Source organism: Actinomadura sp. NPDC048955 (genome assembly GCF_040649435.1).
Taxonomy (GTDB): domain Bacteria; phylum Actinomycetota; class Actinomycetes; order Streptosporangiales; family Streptosporangiaceae; genus Spirillospora; species Spirillospora luteofluorescens.
Genome location: NZ_JBEZJI010000009.1, coordinates 113,140 through 128,221, shown reverse-complemented (window position 1 = coordinate 128,221; position 15,082 = coordinate 113,140). Strand labels below are relative to the sequence as shown.

General features: G+C 69.0%; 17 protein-coding genes and 1 tRNA gene. 12 read left to right on the top strand and 6 right to left on the bottom strand.

What is annotated here, in order from left to right; translation table 11 throughout:
• The first annotated feature begins 53 nt into the window (after window positions 1-53).
• The gene (locus AB0C84_RS12330) at window positions 54-680 is read left to right on the top strand and encodes a helix-turn-helix domain-containing protein (protein ID WP_361064588.1); all 627 of its coding nucleotides are present in this window, start codon (window positions 54-56) and stop codon (window positions 678-680) included.
• Window positions 681-720: 40 nt separating this feature from the next.
• Here the strand turns inward: AB0C84_RS12330 and AB0C84_RS12325 are convergent, their stop codons facing one another.
• On the bottom strand, window positions 721-1,311 hold the full coding sequence (locus AB0C84_RS12325) for a TetR family transcriptional regulator (protein WP_361064585.1): 591 nt from the start codon (window positions 1,309-1,311) through the stop codon (window positions 721-723).
• 86 nt (window positions 1,312-1,397) lie between these two features.
• Between AB0C84_RS12325 and AB0C84_RS12320 the strand changes: the two genes are divergently transcribed.
• Window positions 1,398-2,294 carry an SDR family NAD(P)-dependent oxidoreductase gene (locus AB0C84_RS12320; RefSeq protein WP_361064582.1) on the top strand — a complete coding sequence of 299 codons (897 nt, stop codon included), beginning with the start codon at window positions 1,398-1,400 and terminating at the stop codon, window positions 2,292-2,294.
• 52 nt (window positions 2,295-2,346) lie between these two features.
• Window positions 2,347-3,750 carry a Si-specific NAD(P)(+) transhydrogenase gene (gene sthA / locus AB0C84_RS12315; protein ID WP_361064579.1) on the top strand — a complete coding sequence of 468 codons (1,404 nt, stop codon included), beginning with the start codon at window positions 2,347-2,349 and terminating at the stop codon, window positions 3,748-3,750.
• On the opposite strand, the gene AB0C84_RS12310 is transcribed toward sthA, so the two are convergent.
• The gene (locus tag AB0C84_RS12310) at window positions 3,747-4,160 is read right to left on the bottom strand and encodes an SsgA family sporulation/cell division regulator (protein WP_089312133.1); all 414 of its coding nucleotides are present in this window, start codon (window positions 4,158-4,160) and stop codon (window positions 3,747-3,749) included. The genes sthA and AB0C84_RS12310 overlap by 4 nt on opposite strands.
• 287 nt (window positions 4,161-4,447) lie before the next feature.
• Between AB0C84_RS12310 and AB0C84_RS12305 the strand changes: the two genes are divergently transcribed.
• Window positions 4,448-4,873, top strand: coding sequence for a TIGR02611 family protein (locus AB0C84_RS12305; protein ID WP_179847974.1), 426 nt, complete (start codon window positions 4,448-4,450; stop codon window positions 4,871-4,873).
• Between the two features lie 124 nt (window positions 4,874-4,997).
• Window positions 4,998-5,069: transfer RNA gene (locus AB0C84_RS12300), tRNA-Val, on the top strand.
• 154 nt (window positions 5,070-5,223) lie between these two features.
• On the opposite strand, the gene AB0C84_RS12295 is transcribed toward AB0C84_RS12300, so the two are convergent.
• Window positions 5,224-5,526 (bottom strand): hypothetical protein, encoded by a 303-nt coding sequence (locus AB0C84_RS12295; protein WP_361064575.1) that lies wholly within the window; start codon window positions 5,524-5,526, stop codon window positions 5,224-5,226.
• Between the two features lie 1,391 nt (window positions 5,527-6,917).
• Here AB0C84_RS12295 and AB0C84_RS12290 point away from each other — a divergent pair.
• Window positions 6,918-7,214 (top strand): hypothetical protein, encoded by a 297-nt coding sequence (locus AB0C84_RS12290; RefSeq protein ID WP_361064572.1) that lies wholly within the window; start codon window positions 6,918-6,920, stop codon window positions 7,212-7,214.
• Window positions 7,215-7,759: 545 nt separating this feature from the next.
• On the opposite strand, the gene AB0C84_RS12285 is transcribed toward AB0C84_RS12290, so the two are convergent.
• A complete protein-coding gene (locus AB0C84_RS12285; protein ID WP_361064569.1) occupies window positions 7,760-7,912 on the bottom strand; it encodes a hypothetical protein in 153 nt (50 codons plus the stop codon).
• Window positions 7,913-8,270: 358 nt separating this feature from the next.
• On the opposite strand from AB0C84_RS12285, the gene AB0C84_RS12280 reads away from it, so the two are divergent.
• Together AB0C84_RS12280 and AB0C84_RS12275 are read left to right on the top strand one after the other, a co-directional pair.
• Window positions 8,271-8,603, top strand: coding sequence for a peptidase inhibitor family I36 protein (locus tag AB0C84_RS12280; RefSeq protein ID WP_361064566.1), 333 nt, complete (start codon window positions 8,271-8,273; stop codon window positions 8,601-8,603).
• A gap of 269 nt (window positions 8,604-8,872) precedes the next feature.
• Window positions 8,873-9,217, top strand: a complete 345-nt coding sequence (locus AB0C84_RS12275) for a peptidase inhibitor family I36 protein (protein ID WP_361064563.1) — start codon at window positions 8,873-8,875, stop codon at window positions 9,215-9,217.
• A 242-nt stretch (window positions 9,218-9,459) separates the two neighbouring features.
• On the opposite strand, the gene AB0C84_RS12270 is transcribed toward AB0C84_RS12275, so the two are convergent.
• Window positions 9,460-10,296, bottom strand: a complete 837-nt coding sequence (locus AB0C84_RS12270) for a hypothetical protein (protein WP_361064560.1) — start codon at window positions 10,294-10,296, stop codon at window positions 9,460-9,462.
• Window positions 10,297-10,442: 146 nt separating this feature from the next.
• On the opposite strand from AB0C84_RS12270, the gene AB0C84_RS12265 reads away from it, so the two are divergent.
• The gene (locus AB0C84_RS12265; RefSeq protein ID WP_361064558.1) at window positions 10,443-10,859 is read left to right on the top strand and encodes a hypothetical protein; all 417 of its coding nucleotides are present in this window, start codon (window positions 10,443-10,445) and stop codon (window positions 10,857-10,859) included.
• A gap of 240 nt (window positions 10,860-11,099) precedes the next feature.
• Here AB0C84_RS12265 and AB0C84_RS12260 read toward each other — a convergent pair whose 3' ends face one another.
• On the bottom strand, window positions 11,100-11,228 hold the full coding sequence (locus tag AB0C84_RS12260) for a hypothetical protein (RefSeq protein WP_361064555.1): 129 nt from the start codon (window positions 11,226-11,228) through the stop codon (window positions 11,100-11,102).
• Between the two features lie 896 nt (window positions 11,229-12,124).
• Here AB0C84_RS12260 and AB0C84_RS12255 point away from each other — a divergent pair.
• The 3 genes from AB0C84_RS12255 to AB0C84_RS12245 all read left to right on the top strand — a co-directional run bounded on the left by AB0C84_RS12255 (window position 12,125) and on the right by AB0C84_RS12245 (window position 14,689).
• A complete protein-coding gene (locus AB0C84_RS12255) occupies window positions 12,125-12,526 on the top strand; it encodes a hypothetical protein (protein WP_361064552.1) in 402 nt (133 codons plus the stop codon).
• A 265-nt stretch (window positions 12,527-12,791) separates the two neighbouring features.
• Window positions 12,792-13,850: a pentapeptide repeat-containing protein gene (locus AB0C84_RS12250; protein WP_361064549.1), complete on the top strand. Its 1,059-nt coding sequence runs from the start codon at window positions 12,792-12,794 to the stop codon at window positions 13,848-13,850.
• Between the two features lie 431 nt (window positions 13,851-14,281).
• Window positions 14,282-14,689 carry a peptidase inhibitor family I36 protein gene (locus AB0C84_RS12245; RefSeq protein WP_361064546.1) on the top strand — a complete coding sequence of 136 codons (408 nt, stop codon included), beginning with the start codon at window positions 14,282-14,284 and terminating at the stop codon, window positions 14,687-14,689.
• Window positions 14,690-15,082 lie beyond the last annotated feature (393 nt).

The following is a 15,082-nucleotide window of genomic DNA, read 5'->3' as shown; positions in this document are numbered from 1 at the left end:
GTTTTCCGGATACAAACCCGTTACGCTGGGGTGCCGTGCCGAGAGGGGACTGGATGCGGGAGTTGCCCGTGGTCGGGCGGCCGCCCGCCGAGCGCGCGGACGCGGCGCACAACCGCCGCCGCATCCTGCGCGCGGCCGCGGAAGTGATCGCGACCCGCGGCCCCGAGGCCGTCACCATGGACGAGGTCGCGCGGGCCGCCGGGGTCGGGGTCGGCACCGTGTACCGCCGGTTCGGCGACCGGGCCCGCCTCGTCTACGCCGTGATCGACGACCGCGAGCGCGACTTCCAGGCCGCCTTCATCCAGGGCCCGCCGCCGCTCGGCCCGGGCGCCGCCCCCGCCGAGCGCGTCCGCGCCTTCCTGCACGCCCTGGCCGACCGCACCGAGGCCCAGGCGGATCTGCTGCTGATGGCCGAGTCCGACCCGCCCGAGGCCCGCTTCCGCGACGGCTCGTACAGGCTCTACCACCGGCATCTGACGCTGCTGCTCCGCGAGGTCCGCGCGGACGCCGACGCCGCCTACCTGGCCGACGCCCTCCTCGCCCCCCTCGCCGCGAACCTGTTCCTCCACCAGCGACGCGCGCGCGGCATGCCCCTGGACCGCATCAAGGCCGGCCTGGACACGCTCGCCGGCGCCCTCGTCGCACGGCCCGACGCCGCTCCTCAGGAGCGGCCGGGCTGATCGTCCACCGGGACGCGGGACGTCCCAAGGCGGACGCCACTCACAGGCTCGGCGCCAGCAGGGTGAACGCCTGGTCGATGAGGACGGCGCGGTCGGCGGTGCCGTCCGAGCGCAGCCACTCCCGGGCGGCCGCGTCCAGGGCGGCGCCGGCGGCGGCGGTGAGCAGGTCGGCTGTGAAGGCGTCGAGGGAGGCGCCGGGCCGTTCCCTCAGCGCGGCGCTGATCCGATCCCGCAACTCGTCGCGTTTCTGGTGCAGACGGGCTCGGAGCGCCGGGGTCGTCTCGATGAGGCGCATGCCGGTCAGGTCGCGCTGGGCGGCGTGGATGCGCGGCTCCCACTCGCGCAGGACGGCATGCAGACACTCCCAGGCAGTGCCGTCGCAGTGCCGCGAGCGGATGTCGTCGGCGATGCGTCCGGCGAGCTCGTCGACGTCGCCGAACAGCACGTCCTCCTTGGTCGGGAAGTAGCGGAAGAAGCTGCGCTTGGACAGGCCGGCCGCGGCGGCGATGTCCTCGACGGTGGTCCCGTCGTACCCGCGTTCGATGAACAGTCCCAGCGCGAGCTCGGCCAGGTCGGCGCGCACCGCGCGCCGTGTCCGCTCCCGCAGCCCCATCGTCTCCGCACGTTTCATGCACCGAGGATAGGTTATGGCACTCAACGCTAAACATGGCACTCGGTGACATATGCTGTGCCCGTCAGCGATGCGAGGAGAAGGCCATGCATGGCAAGACCGCCCTGGTGACCGGCAGTACTGCCGGGATCGGCCGGGAGACCGCTCGGAGGCTGGCCCTGATGGGCGCCGACGTGATCCTCGTCGGACGGAACCCCGAACGCGCGAGGGCCGCCGCCGGCGAACTGTCACGGGAGGCCGCCGGCAGAGTCGTGGCGCTGACCGCGGACCTGTCCGACATGGCCGGCCTGCGCCGCCTCGCCGAGCAGGTCACCGAGCGGTACGACCGCCTCGACGTGCTGGTCAACAACGCCGGGGGCATGAACGCCGAACGGCGGCTCACCCGTGACGGCGTCGAGGCCACGTTCGCCGTGAACGTCCTCGCGCCGTACGCCCTCACCTGCCTGCTGCTGCCGCTGCTGCGCGCGGCCGGCAAGGCGCGCGTGGTCAACCTGACGGGCGGCATGCCCGACGGGCCGATCGATCCCGGCAACCTCCAGGGCGAGAAGAAGTACCTCGGCTGGACGTTCGCGCACTACAACCAGGCCAAGACAGCGCTGATGGCGATGAGCCACCGGCTCGCCTCCCGGCTGGAGGACGGGGAGGTGACCGTGAACGTGGCCTACCCGGGCCACGCCTACACGCCCGGGAACCAGGCCACACCCATGCGAGCCTTCCCCTACCTCTACCGGCCCGCCGCCCCGCTGATCAGGCTGCTGGGGCCGCTCCTGCTGTCGGACATGGGCAAGGCCTCGCATTCCAGCGTCCACCTGGCGTCGAGCCCAGAGATGGAGGGCGTGACCGGTGTGTACGTCGACGCCCGAGCGCGCCGCGCCACCTGGCCGTCAGGAGCGCTTGACACGCAAGCGCAGCAGGCGGTGTGGTCGGAGTGCGAACGCCTCAGCGGCCTGAACCCAGAACGGGACCGGCCCGTCAGATCATGAATCGTCCCGGAAAGCCCTTATCGGATGGACGGCGGGCGGTCAGACTGGGGGAGTGAGCGACTTCGATCTCCTCGTCCTCGGCTCGGGGCCCGGCGGCCAGCGCGCGGCCATCGCCGCCGCCAAGCTCGGCCGCAGGGTCGGCATCGTCGACCGCCGCGACATGTTGGGCGGCGTCTGCATCAACACCGGCACGATCCCGTCCAAGACGCTCCGCGAGGCCGTCCTCTACCTGACCGGGCTCAACCAGCGCGAGCTGTACGGGCAGAGCTACCGGGTCAAGGAAGAGATCACCGTCGCCGACCTCGGGATGCGCACCCAGCACGTCATCGGCCGCGAGACCGACGTCGTCCGCAGCCAGCTCGCCCGCAACCGCGTCACCGTCCTGCCCGGCACCGGCCGCTTCCTGAAGCCCGACACGGTCGCCGTCAGCGGGACCGGCGACCGCGAGCAGAAGGTCACCGCCGACCGCATCGTGATCGCGACGGGCACCCGCCCCGCGCGGCCCGACACCGTCGACTTCGACGACCGCACGATCATCGATTCCGACGGCATCATCCACATGGACCGCATCCCCGAGACCATGGTCGTCGTCGGCGCCGGCGTGATCGGCATCGAGTACGCCTCGATGTTCGCCGCGCTCGGCACCAAGGTCACCGTCGTCGAGCGGCGCGACCGCATGCTCGACTTCTGCGACCTGGAGATCGTCGAGGCGCTCAAGTACCACCTGCGCGACCTGGCCGTGACCTTCCGGTTCCGCGAGAGCGTCGCGTCCGTCGAACGGATGGCGCACGGCGCGATCACCGTCCTGGAGAGCGGCAAGCGGATCCCCGCCGACACCGTCATGTACTCCGCCGGACGCCACGGCATGACCGGCGACCTGGGCCTGGAGGCCGCGGGCCTCACCGCCGACCACCGCGGCCGGATCAAGGTCGACGGGCACTACCGCACCGAGGTCCCGCACATCTACGCGGTCGGGGACGTGATCGGGTTCCCCTCGCTCGCGGCCACCTCGATGGAACAGGGCCGCCTCGCCGCCCACCACGCCTGCGACGAGCCGGTCTCGCAGATCCACGAGACCCAGCCCATCGGCATCTACACCATCCCCGAGATCAGCTTCGTCGGCCGCACCGAGGACGCCCTGACCGAGGCCAAGGTCCCCTTCGAGGTGGGCGTGTCCCGCTACCGCGAGCTCGCCCGCGGCCAGATCATCGGGGACTCCTACGGGATGCTGAAACTCCTCGTCTCACCCGAGGACCGCAGGCTCCTCGGCGTCCACGTCTTCGGCACCGGCGCCACCGAGCTCGTCCACATCGGCCAGACGGTCATGGGCTGCGGCGGCACCATCGACTACCTGGTCAACGCCGTCTTCAACTACCCCACCCTCGCCGAGTCCTACAAGGTCGCCGCCCTGGACGCGATGAACAAGATGCGCCACATCGCGCGCCTGTCCGGCTAGGACGGCCAGAGCAGGTTCTCCAGCTCGGCGTCGATGTCGATGAACTCGCTCTCCTCACCCGCGGGCACCGCCTGGTACGTCCGGTGGAGGAAGTCGGCGAGAGGCGAGAGCGGCACCTCGAACAGCGCGTCCCCGAACGGGGAGGACAGTGCGATGTTGAGCGTGCCGTCGTCCTCGCCCGGCCAGACCTCGACGTCCCCGTCCCCGACCTTGCGCACGATGCCGACGGTGAGCAGCTCCCGAGCGAAGATCCACTCGACCGGCTCGTCGTCGCCCACGTAGAAGGCCATCCGGATCGCGTACGGGTCGTCGGCCGCGTACTCCAGCCCGGCCAGCAGAGGGACGGTCGTGCGGTCGGGGACGACGAGACGAAGGCCCAGCTCTGCTGAGACGGTGGTACTGCTGTTCATGGCCATTCCCTCTTACGTCGGTCCCGCTGGCTCACGGGGTGCTCCGGTGGCGGTACTCCTTCTCACCGACATCCCCGCGATCTATGACGCCTAACTGCCTGAACTCGGCCGAACATTCCGGCGTCCCCGGCGTTTGTGATCCATCTCACCATAGCAAAACCCGCGTCTGACCTGGGCAAAAGCGGATCATTCGCAACTTTCCTTCGCCCCGCCCGCCCGGCCCCGCAGCCCGATCCGCACGCTCCCCCCGCCCCCCGAGGGCCCATCCGCTGCCTTAGGGTAAAACGGTGGCAATAAATCATGAAAAGGACGCTCCACCACCGGAGCCGCGCCTCTCGCACCGCTTCCGCGCCCGGATCCGGCGCAACCCCCTCCTCAACACCGCCTGGCGCGCCGGCGTCTTCCTCACCGGCGCCGCCGTCCTCACCGGCGGCCTGATCATGATGGTGACCCCCGGCCCCGGCCTCCTCGGCATCGTCATCGGCCTGGCCATCCTCGCCACCGAGTTCGCCTGGGCCCAGCGCGCCCTCCACCGGGCCAGAACCGCCGCCGACCGCGCCAAGGAAAAGGCCCTCGACCCCCGCACCCGCCGCCGCAACACCATCCTCGGCGCCCTCACGGCCGCCGCCCTCGCCGCAGCCCTGACCGCCTACCTGGTCGTCTACGGCACGACGCTGCCCTGGAACATCGAGGACCCCACCTTCTGGACCTGACCAGTCACCAAGCGTAACCAGTCAACTCCCGCCCGTCCCCCAACCCGCCGCGAGCCCGAAACCAGCGCGCGACCACCCCCCGACATGCGCTAAAGTTTCCGACGTCGGAACGCACGTTCCGCAGGGGCGATTAGCTCAGTGGGAGAGCGCTTCGTTCACACCGAAGAGGCCACTGGTTCGAACCCAGTATCGCCCACCCCAAGTTTCCGCAGGTCACAGCGTCTGCCGCGGCGCGATCTCGTGTGTCCCGATGAGCGCTTCGTAGTCTCGGGAGCCAGTTTCGGGAGCCACCGTACGCTTCGCAGATTCCCGAAGCGCTCACGCAGACGATATTTTCGGCAAGTGCAGGGTCAGTCCGTGTCGTGAACGTCGCCGGGGTCGAAGCCGATCTCTTTGCCGTCGTCGGGCGGAGCCTGGCCGAAACCCTGGGCTGGCGAGCCGAGTAACGCGTTGACCAGGCCGGCGAGTCCGCCCAGGCCGATGAAGCCGTAGATCATCCCGTTGAAAACGCGTTTGTAGATGTCGTCCCCGCCGGAGTCGGTGAGGATAAGGATCTCGGCCCAGATGGAGATCACCAAGGCGACGAGCGACACGATCGCGGGGATGGTCCCGTCGAGCAATGTCCCGCCGTTGCGCGGGTTCCGAGTCGCCATCGAACGACCTCGATGATGGTTGGTGACCGGTTCGGTCCAGTGTCCCAGGCCCCGGTGACCGCCTTCAAGGTTCGGCGGACACCCCGTCCGGCACGAAATGGCGGCGCGGGGGCCGGATCGCCCGGTCTGCGGCAACCGGGTGCCGCTACGGACGCGGTCGAGATGCCCTGACCCTTGGCCCGTCGGATCACCATCGGCGCCGAGGAAGCCGGCGGGGGTCCCAGACGCCAGGCTGTGAAATCGGAGGCTGATTGCGGGGTCAGCTGGTGGAACCCTGCAAGCTGATCGAGCGTTCGAGACGCTCGCCCTCGGCGACGTACTTGAGCGTACGCGCCTTGACTTCACCGAGATAGCCCGTCATATCGGCATATCCAAGGCGCGGTCTCGCAGGCCTTTGAAACGGCACTTGCGGAACTCCCGACGGGTCACCCGATGGCGGCCTCGGGCGTCTTCATCGGAGCCTCGGCGGGTGTCGCCCGGCGTTGTCTTCGTACTCGCGGGTTGGGGACGCGGGGCATATACAAAGAACACCAGGTGGGCCAACCGGCGGAACCCGCAGAGCCACCGCGGTACGGGTACAGCGAGCCTTACCCCGGAGCCGGGCTCAGTTGTCGGGCCGACCGGTTACGCCTGCCCGCTCCAGCAACTCGTGCATGACGTGGGCGGGAAGTGCCGGATGACACGCAGCCGCTGCTGCCGGCCGCCTCTCCTCCACCGATCCCAGTAGACGAGGAAGCGGCAGCCTGGGTGGCTGCCGCATCTCGGTGCAGGTTCGGGTTGTCCACTGCCCCCTGAAACCGGTGCCCACGTTTCGGGGGAAGCCCCGAAGACCTTCACCGAGTAGGTTCCCGGGCTGACCGTGCGCTATGGCTGTCATTCGGTGACGGCCGGTGACGGCCGGTGACGGCCGGTGAGGCGCCGCGAGCGGTGGCGCCGGTGGGTCGCCCGGGCGCCCGCCTGCGCGAACGACTGGTAGTGGCGGTGAGCGCGCCGGCCGCCCCGGGCAGGCTGCGCGGGCAAAAGGGGCTCGATCCGCTGCCACGCCGCATCGGTCAACTCATGCCGTCGCACCATGACACAGCATCGACCCACACCCAAAGATCACTCTCAGCCCACACCAAGATTCACCGGACACGGCCTAGCACCCGGCCCGTCACCGAACCGAAACAGAGATCAGCTTCCTACCGCTGATTCCTGCGCTCAGCCTCCTCGTGGGCCAACTTGATCGGCGCTGGCGCTCCTTCTCCGACACCCGAGAGCCGCCGCAGGCCCCACACCCATCCCAGAGTGCGGGTGATCCCCGCAGAGCAGTGATGACTTTCTGTCAATTAATGATTACTCTTAGTTGTGCAAGGGAGTGAAATGACTCCCACCCGTGAACGGAGATGATCATGCGACGCACCTCCACCACCCTTGCCGCTCTCGCCCTCGGCGCGGCAGTCGCTCTGGCCGGCGCCGCTCCCGCGCTGGCGGCCAGCGGCACCCTCACCGTCAGCGGCAAGCAGTACTCCAACCCGGCCAAGGGCTGCTACACCGGCAACTTCTGGCCGCTGATGGTCAACAACCAGACCGACACCCCCGTCTTCGTCTTCGACCAGGCCAACTGCACGGGCCGGGCCCTCGGCGTGGTCGAGGCGGGCCGCTCCGGCACCTTCGAGTTCGGCGACAGCGTCCTCGTCCCCCGGTGACCTGTCCCTGAGGCGTCCCTGCGGCCGGCGACGATGCCGGCCGCAGGGCCGACCGCAGGGCCACCCGGCAGCCGGTGCCGGGCGATTGTCACGAACGCTCGGGGCAGACACGGCCACTGGAATCCGACCCACTACGCGCGGGTGGGCGCCTGGCGGAAGCCACCCCCCTTGGCGGCCAGGCCCGAGAGGGGCCGCGGCGGGGAGACTCGCTGATGCCCTCGGCGCTCAGCAGGTGGCGAGTATGTCCTGCAGGGCGGTCTTCTCGGCGGGGTCGACGTGAGCTGGTAGCGGTGCTTCACGTCGGTCCAGGAGCGGGCGTAGGCGCAGTGGAAGGAGGCCAGCGGCGGCTTCCACAGGGCGGGGCCCTTGTCGCCCTTGGCCTGGTTGACGTTGTCGGTGACCGTCCACAGCTGCGAGCTCTGCAGGTCATTGGCGAACTGCGGCGGCGGGCGGTGGTCCAGGTGTCGGCGCCCGAGCGCCAGGCCTGGGCGAGCGGGGCCATGTGGTCAATGTCCAGGTCGTCGCGCCGGGTCCTGCTCGCCCCGTCATACGGGCTGGTCCAGGGTGCCGGAGACGGCCTGGCGCTGCGCGTCGACCTGGACGTTGTCGCCGTCGCGCTTGAGGGCGGTCTCGCGGGTGTTGCAGGTGCCGGAGATGTTGATCCAGTGCGGGAACTTCGTCCGGCTGTAGCCGTCCATGGACCCCTCCGGGGCCACCGTCAACTCGGCCAATGGGCGCGGGCTTGGTCGGCGCCAGGGATGGCGGTGGCACGACCGGTGTCATGGATGCGGCTAACGCCGCCGAAGCGGTCGCGGCGGCTGCCAGGGCCGCGCAGGTGGCGACTGCCAGGCAGCGGAGGCGGCGGCGAGACCGCCCACCAGCGCGATCGGAGGACGAACCTTCACAACAGTTACTTCTTTGTAGTTAAGTGAATGCGAAAGGCTATGTGTCGGTCGGGGGCGGGGCCGGCAGTCCGAGGGTCAGAGATTGCTCTCCCTTGAGCCGCCACTCCTCGCTATATAACTAAAAGTAGTTGAACTGGCTCAAGGAGTGAATATGGCGAAGTGCTGCACGCCGATCATTCTGGGCAGCCTCGCCGCCGCCCCCATTCTGGCGTTCACCACCACCACAGCCACCACCACTGCTGCCGCCACCCTCGAAGGCACAGGTGCGTGCACCACTGGCTATTTCTGCCTGTGGCCGCAGACCGACTACGACGGGCCGGTCGAGCGGATCCCTCCGGTCCAGGGCCCGGGGTACCGGTTGGTCAGGCTCGCGAGGTCGGGCTACAACGCCTCCACCCAGGGCCAGTACGTCTGGGCCGGCTTCTCAAGCCGCGGTTGCTTCGGCGACGTGTTCTACGTCCCGCCCCCGCCTGCTTTTCCGTGACATCCGGCGCCACCTGCCGGTGATCGTCTGTCTCACGCACTTGTAGCCCCTGACCGCTGAAAGCCGGGACGTGGAGATGTTGCGAGTGCGGCCGGACGTCAGCGCCGGTCCCCTCGACTTGAACACACGACCCTCGGCGGTGTCGCTTCCGGCTTCTGCGATCCTCCTCGCGGCGCCGCCCTTGACGCCCGCCGGCGCAGGTTGCCGCGCCACAGATGCTGTCACATCGTGCGATCCATCACATACAAGTCGTGTTCTCGGAGGCGTGCATGCTGAGCAAGAAGGTTCTGCTGCCCGTTGTCGTGGCGGGTGCCATGACCGTGTCGACCCCTGCCGCGCCCGTCGGCGCCACCACACAGGGCCCCTCGGATTGCCCGGTCGGGAGTGTGTGCTTCTGGCCGGGGCCCAACTACCAGGGCAGGATGTCGGCCTACCGCAACCCCTCGGTGCACCTCTGCGGCGCAATCCCGGGCGGCACGGCCCGATCGGTGACCAATCGAGACGACCAGGACTGGCTGCTCAACAACCGCGCCCGCTGCGCCGGTTCAGAGCTCGTGGTCAAACGCGGCACTTCGATCGCCAACACCGGCTTCATCGCCGTCGCCTGGCGCTGACCGTTTCCTTCGCCTCGCGAGCCAGACGGGTCAGACGACCGTGACCCGACGCGCCAGTCGGATCCAACGGCTGACCCGCCACTGATACCAAAGAGTCGGTCGGGCGCGGAGTGACCCAACCGACCTCACGAAAAATCGAGGCCAGCAGCAACCTGGAAGGGACCTCTGCAGATTATCGGCGAGAACTCTGAAACGCGCATGTACCGCGTCTCCGGCGGCGGCATGGCCTGGTGTCGGTACTCCTACGCGGCGTGGTTGGTCTTGAGGCGAAGGCAAGGTTCGAAGATCCACCCTGTGTAGGGGGAGCGGACCTGGATCCAGGTGTTAACCGGAACAGGGCCGACGCCGCAGGTCTCGCTGCCGGGCTCGGCCCGGGTGGGCCGACAGGAACCAATGATGGTCTGGTGCACGTCGTTGATCGTTTCGAATCCGCGTTCGGTGTCGAAGTTGGGCGTTGGGTGGACTCGGATGATCTCGCCCACGGGTTTGTAGGTGCATTCGACCAGTTCCGGCGAACTGGCGGGCGCCGGCCTGGGAGAGGAGCCGGACGTGGTGATGACGAAGACCGCCGTGGGGGCCGTGAGTGCGAGCGCTACCAGTAGGCCGCTCAACACGTATCCCCGCCGGAACCGGCGTTTCCGTGGCGGCTCGGGCTGTGGCGGCCCGGACTGTGAGGGGGGATCCGGGCTCTCGGTGCTCTGGGGTGGGGGGAGTGGGTTCGTCGCGCTGTCGTTGCCGGGCGGCGTCCGCCGGGCTTCGTCGAGCCGGTCCCATGCATCGCCCCAGAGTCGTAGCTTGGCCCGCTCCACGTCGAGAGCTTGAAGAATGGCGTCGTACACGGTCGGCGGAGGCAGTGTGCGGCCGCTGAGGTAGTTGTCCAGCGTGCTGCGAGGAATCTCGCTGCCATGATGCTGCCGTACCAGTGTGACCAGGTCCTGGAGTGAGAGTCGATGCTTTCCTCGGCGGTGGCCGGCGGTCCGGCGCAGCAGGTCGAACTCGCGTTTCAGATCACTTGGGGTGCCGATTCTGCGCGGATCAGCATCATCCGCCACATTCCTGCAATCACTCTCCGCGCCCATAGGGCTACAGGATAGTTCAGGGGTGTCCAGGAGCGTCCAGATCCGTCCAACTGCAGGCCGTCGCAGGCCGGAGCCGTTGTGGGCTTGGTGGCGTGAGGCACCTGTCCTCGCATCTCCGAACAGATCCATCTTCCGAAAGGACGACCATGACGGCTCGAATCAATCGGCTCGTTCTCTGCGGTTCGCTGGCGCTCGGCGCACTCGCCCCCGCGGTCCCGACCGCGATGAGCGCCTCCGCCCAGGAATCGACGCGGGCGTCGGCGGATGCGCACCGCGACGCGGCCGCCCGCGGTCCGGTACACCACTTCTCCTGCAATGGCGGGACTCTGCGCCTCTACCGCAAGCCTCTCCAGGCTCCGCCGGCCTGTGACACTCCGGCTCCCACCAACTACGGCATCTGCTTCAGCGTCAGCGCCGGCCAGCCCGGTTTCGAGTCCGTCGCCAACCGAAGCGACCGGAACCTGGTCTTCTTCCCATCCATCAACTGCTCGGGCCGCGGCAAGGTGGTCGAGAAGCATCACACCAATCCGGAGTTGCGCATCTTCTCCTTCGCTCGCAGCTAACCCGACGTCTTCGGCGCCGTGGCACTCCGCCGCCAAGGCAAAGCCGTCTCGACGGCAGCGCGGGCCGTGCGAATGAGCGTGCCTGGCGGGCCATGACCGGGAACGGGGCGGCGGCACGCAGCGTCAAGCGTGCCGCCGCCCAGCCCAGGCGACGGCATCGAAGAGGTCGCTTCGGTACCTCCGCGGCGTCCACGGCATGGCCGGCCGAGCACTGGCAGCATCGCGAATCCGCTGGCGCGGTCAGGGCGACCGCGCCTGGTTCCGGGCCATCCGGGCGCGGGCCTTCCACATCCGACAGACAGCCCCCACGACCTGGACGGCGGCCTGAGCGCACGGCCCGGCCAGTGCCAGCAGCAGCGGGTTGTTCATGGCGGATCGGCCCCCCAAGGTCCTGCGCGGCCTCGGGGGAGGCCACCTGCGCCTGTGCGGACGCCCATCGGTCGTGAAGATGACGAGACTTTCTCCGGCCATTTCTCAGGACTTCGACGACGCGGTCCCGGCCGGGCTGCCGGGACCGCGCTGTGCTGCTCGGGCGGGCGCTGTCGGGTGGCGATCGCCGCACGCGACCTGATGGGCGCCATCCCTCCAGCGGACGCGCGCGGCCGCCTGCCTGCTCCCCGGCGCTGCATCACGGCGCCTCGCAAAGCGGCGCTGTCGCGCCGGCCCGGTGGCCTGGCGCTGTTGTGGAGCGCGGACGACTCGATTTGGTGGTGCGGACCCAGCCCGCTTCGGCCACGACCACCTCGTCCATGGTCGATGATGTAGTCGACCGCGTCACCGGCGCTGAGCTCGCCGACGTGCGTGCGATGTGCGGCGCCGCCCCGGACGTGGTCGCGGCCCCGCCCTTGATCCACAACCGATCCGGGGCGCAGACGCCTATAAGGAGGCGACCGCGCAAGTCGGACCACGCGTGAGGAAGGCTCCTCCGTGAGCTTTGGAGACCACACAGAAACGATCGGCTGGATCACCCTCCTTCTCGGCGCGCTGGGGGTGATCGCGCGGCCGTGGCTGGCCCGTCGCGCTGCCACGAGGCAGGCACGACAGCGCCCGGTCGGCCCGCCTTGCGTCGTTGTGATCGTCGTGGTGCCGCCCCGCGATGGAGCTACAGCCGTCCCGCTCGCCGGAGCGCTGCCCGGGACCGGCCGATGATCCCTCCCCCCGGGATGGCCCTGCGATGGATGAGGCTGAGGCCTTCGTCCGGGCCAGTACCCGGTCTGCGCGCCTATCTCAGCGTGCGCGGCTGCCCGCCCGAGGCCGCCGACGAGGTGACCAACGACGCCTGCCTGATCGTCGTCGACCCTTGGGAGCAGCTGCGGTCGGATTTGCGCTACGACCAGGTCGAGCCGCGTTCCTACCTGTTCACGGTTGCGAGGCGGTTGTGGACGCGGCGGTCCGGGCGCGAAACGGCCTGGCGCTCCTTTCTGGAATCGGCCGATGACACCCTTGCGGAGATGGCCACGGCGTCGGCCGCCGACGCCGCCGATCTCGTTGTGGACCAGATCGTGGTCAAAGGGGTGAAGCCGCACCCTGTCGTGTCGGTTCTCACCGTCCGGGATGCTGGCGCCGCGCACCCAGGTTGGGGGCGTGCGGCATGTCGGGAAACGATCCGTTGCGGTCGGTCGGGCAGACCCGCACCCGCCCGTCCCGGTGGTGGTGCACGCGGATGATCCGTGCGACGTGGTCAAGGATGTCCTGAAGACATGCGGGACGCGCCTGGCACCCCCCAAGACGTCTCGAAGGTTTTCCCGGGCGTCCCCAAGCCGTCCTTGGTCGGCGCGTTGGAGACCGAACAGGCGCTGGCACCTTCGTCTGGGAGACGAACCACCGGCTGGTCAGCGGCGTCGGAGTGCTGTGGATTGGATGAGGCGTCTTCGCCGTCGGGGACAGTACGAACTCGCGCGGCCGGTCGTGCGCCGCGGCGGGACGGTACTAGTGGGCCTCGGTCTGGTCGTGCTGGCCGCCGTTTATGCGCTGGCGTTGTGGCGGATGCCTGACTGGATGCATCAGCACGATCCAAAGGACCGGCATAACGCACGGTTGCTCGTGGTGTCCGCCGGCGGCGCGGTGGTGGTGGCGGCGTCGCTTCTGTACACGGCACGCTCTTACCGGCTCAACCATCGCGGGCAGGTCACCGACCGCTTCGCCAAGGCGCTGGAGCGGCTCGGTTCCTCCGATCTCGACGCCCGTCTGGGCGGTCTTCATGCTCTGGGGCACGTAACCGCTGACTCGCGCCGACACCATGACGACGTCGTCGAGGTGCTGGAGGCCTTTATCCGAGGACGAGCCCCCAAGGCTGGCCTGGATCCTGGCGCCCCGACTCTCGGCAGACGCCCGCCACTGCCCGAGCGGCCTGAAGGCGACATCCAGGCCGCGGTGACGGTGCTGGGCCGCCGCCCTTACCGTCCCGAACGCCGCCAGGTCGACCTCAGCGGCCTGCACCTCAGGACCGCCCGCCTGGCCGATCTGAGTTTCAGCGACATCCTCCTGCAGCGCGCGGATCTGACCGGCGCGACCTTGCACGACACGGACCTGCGGCGCGCGGACCTGCGAGAGACGCGGCTGAAGCGAGCTCACCTCAAGCGTGCGGATCTGCGGGGCGCGGACCTGCGGGACGCCGACCTTCGGATCGCCTACATGCATGGTGCGAACCTGGAGAGGGCGGACTTGCGGGGCGCGAACCTGCGGGAGGCGGATCTGCGAAGTGCGGACCTGCGGGGCGCCGATTTGCGTGGCGCGGATCTGTGCGGCGCTGCTGTTAGGGGCGCCGACCTGCGGGCGGCGAACCTGCGGGGCGCCGACCTGGAAGGCGCCGACCTCACCGACACCGACCTGCGGAGCGCCGACCTGGCCGGCGCGAACCTGGAGAGCGCGGACCTGCGGGCCGCGGATCTGCGCGGAGCCACGGGCCAATCCGAGCAGCACCTTCGGTCCATGGCCAGGACGGACGAGCGAACCAGGATCGCAGGTACCCCAGTGAACGGTTGGCTGTGAGCGGCGCTGACATGAAGGCCCCCGTCGGCCGTTACGGGCGGCAGCTGCGTCACCGCGATCACCTGGCCCCGGCTCCTGTCCGCCCTCTCGCCTACACCACCACAGGACGAGCCGCAGAGACCACCCTCTGCGAATCGGTGAGTGCGCAACTTCCCAACGCGATCGGGTACGAGTGCAACACCAACGGATGGGGCCGATCTCAAGGCTCCGAATGCGGCTCACGGGGCGGCGGGTCTCGCCACACGTCCTCGCGCCTGCGCGCGGCCGAGATCCGTCAACACCGTTGCGTCGACGCGCAAAGGACTGGACCGGCAGTTCGTCCGTCGCGATTCTGAGCACGAATCAACAACGGAGAGTCAGCGCGCCGGTCCAGTTCGAGGACCTGCTGTTCGGAGGCGCCGCTGACGCCCGTCGGCGCAGGTTGCCGAACCATGACCGAATGCTGTTGCATAACGCGATCAATTAGCTACAAAGAGTACTCCTCGGAGGTGTGCATGTTGAGTAAGAGGGCTCTGCTGCCCGTTGTCGTGGCGGGTGCCATGACCGTGTCGACCCCTGCCGCGCCCGTCGGCGCCACCACACAGGGCCCCTCGGATTGCCCGGTCGGGAGTGTGTGCTTCTGGCCGGGGCCCAACTACCAGGGCAGGATGTCGGCCTACCGCAACCCCTCGGTGCACCTCTGCGGCGCAATCCCGGGCGGCACGGCCCGATCGGTGACCAATCGAGACGACCAGGACTGGCTGCTCAACAACCGCGCCCGCTGCGCCGGTTCAGAGCTCGTGGTCAAACGCGGCACTTCGATCGCCAACACCGGCTTCATCGCCGTCGCCTGGCGCTGACCGTTTCCTTCGCCTCGCGAGCCAGACGGGTCAGACGACCGTGAGACGAGCCCCCGAGCTCCACTGCCCCAAGCGGAGATTTCTCGATCCCCTCTTCCAGCACAACGCTGGTCGGCCGAGCAAAGCCAAAGGTTCGCACTGGCCTTCCCCGCAAGCGGGCAGGGGGAGCTCGGGTGGTGGTGTGTGGCGGCCTCGGGGGCGCGTCCAGCCGCGCCACGGTGACCAAGCCCGCTTGCCCCGGTAGGAGCGAGTGGGGCGGCGGCCGGCCGCGACGGTCATTCGGTGTCCAGGCCATCGGGTGCCTCTGCGCGGGCAGATTGCTCCGCACAAGGACGAAGCGGACGGCGCGCCGCATGTCTTGTACACATTCGACCGCGGTTGGTTAGGTCAACG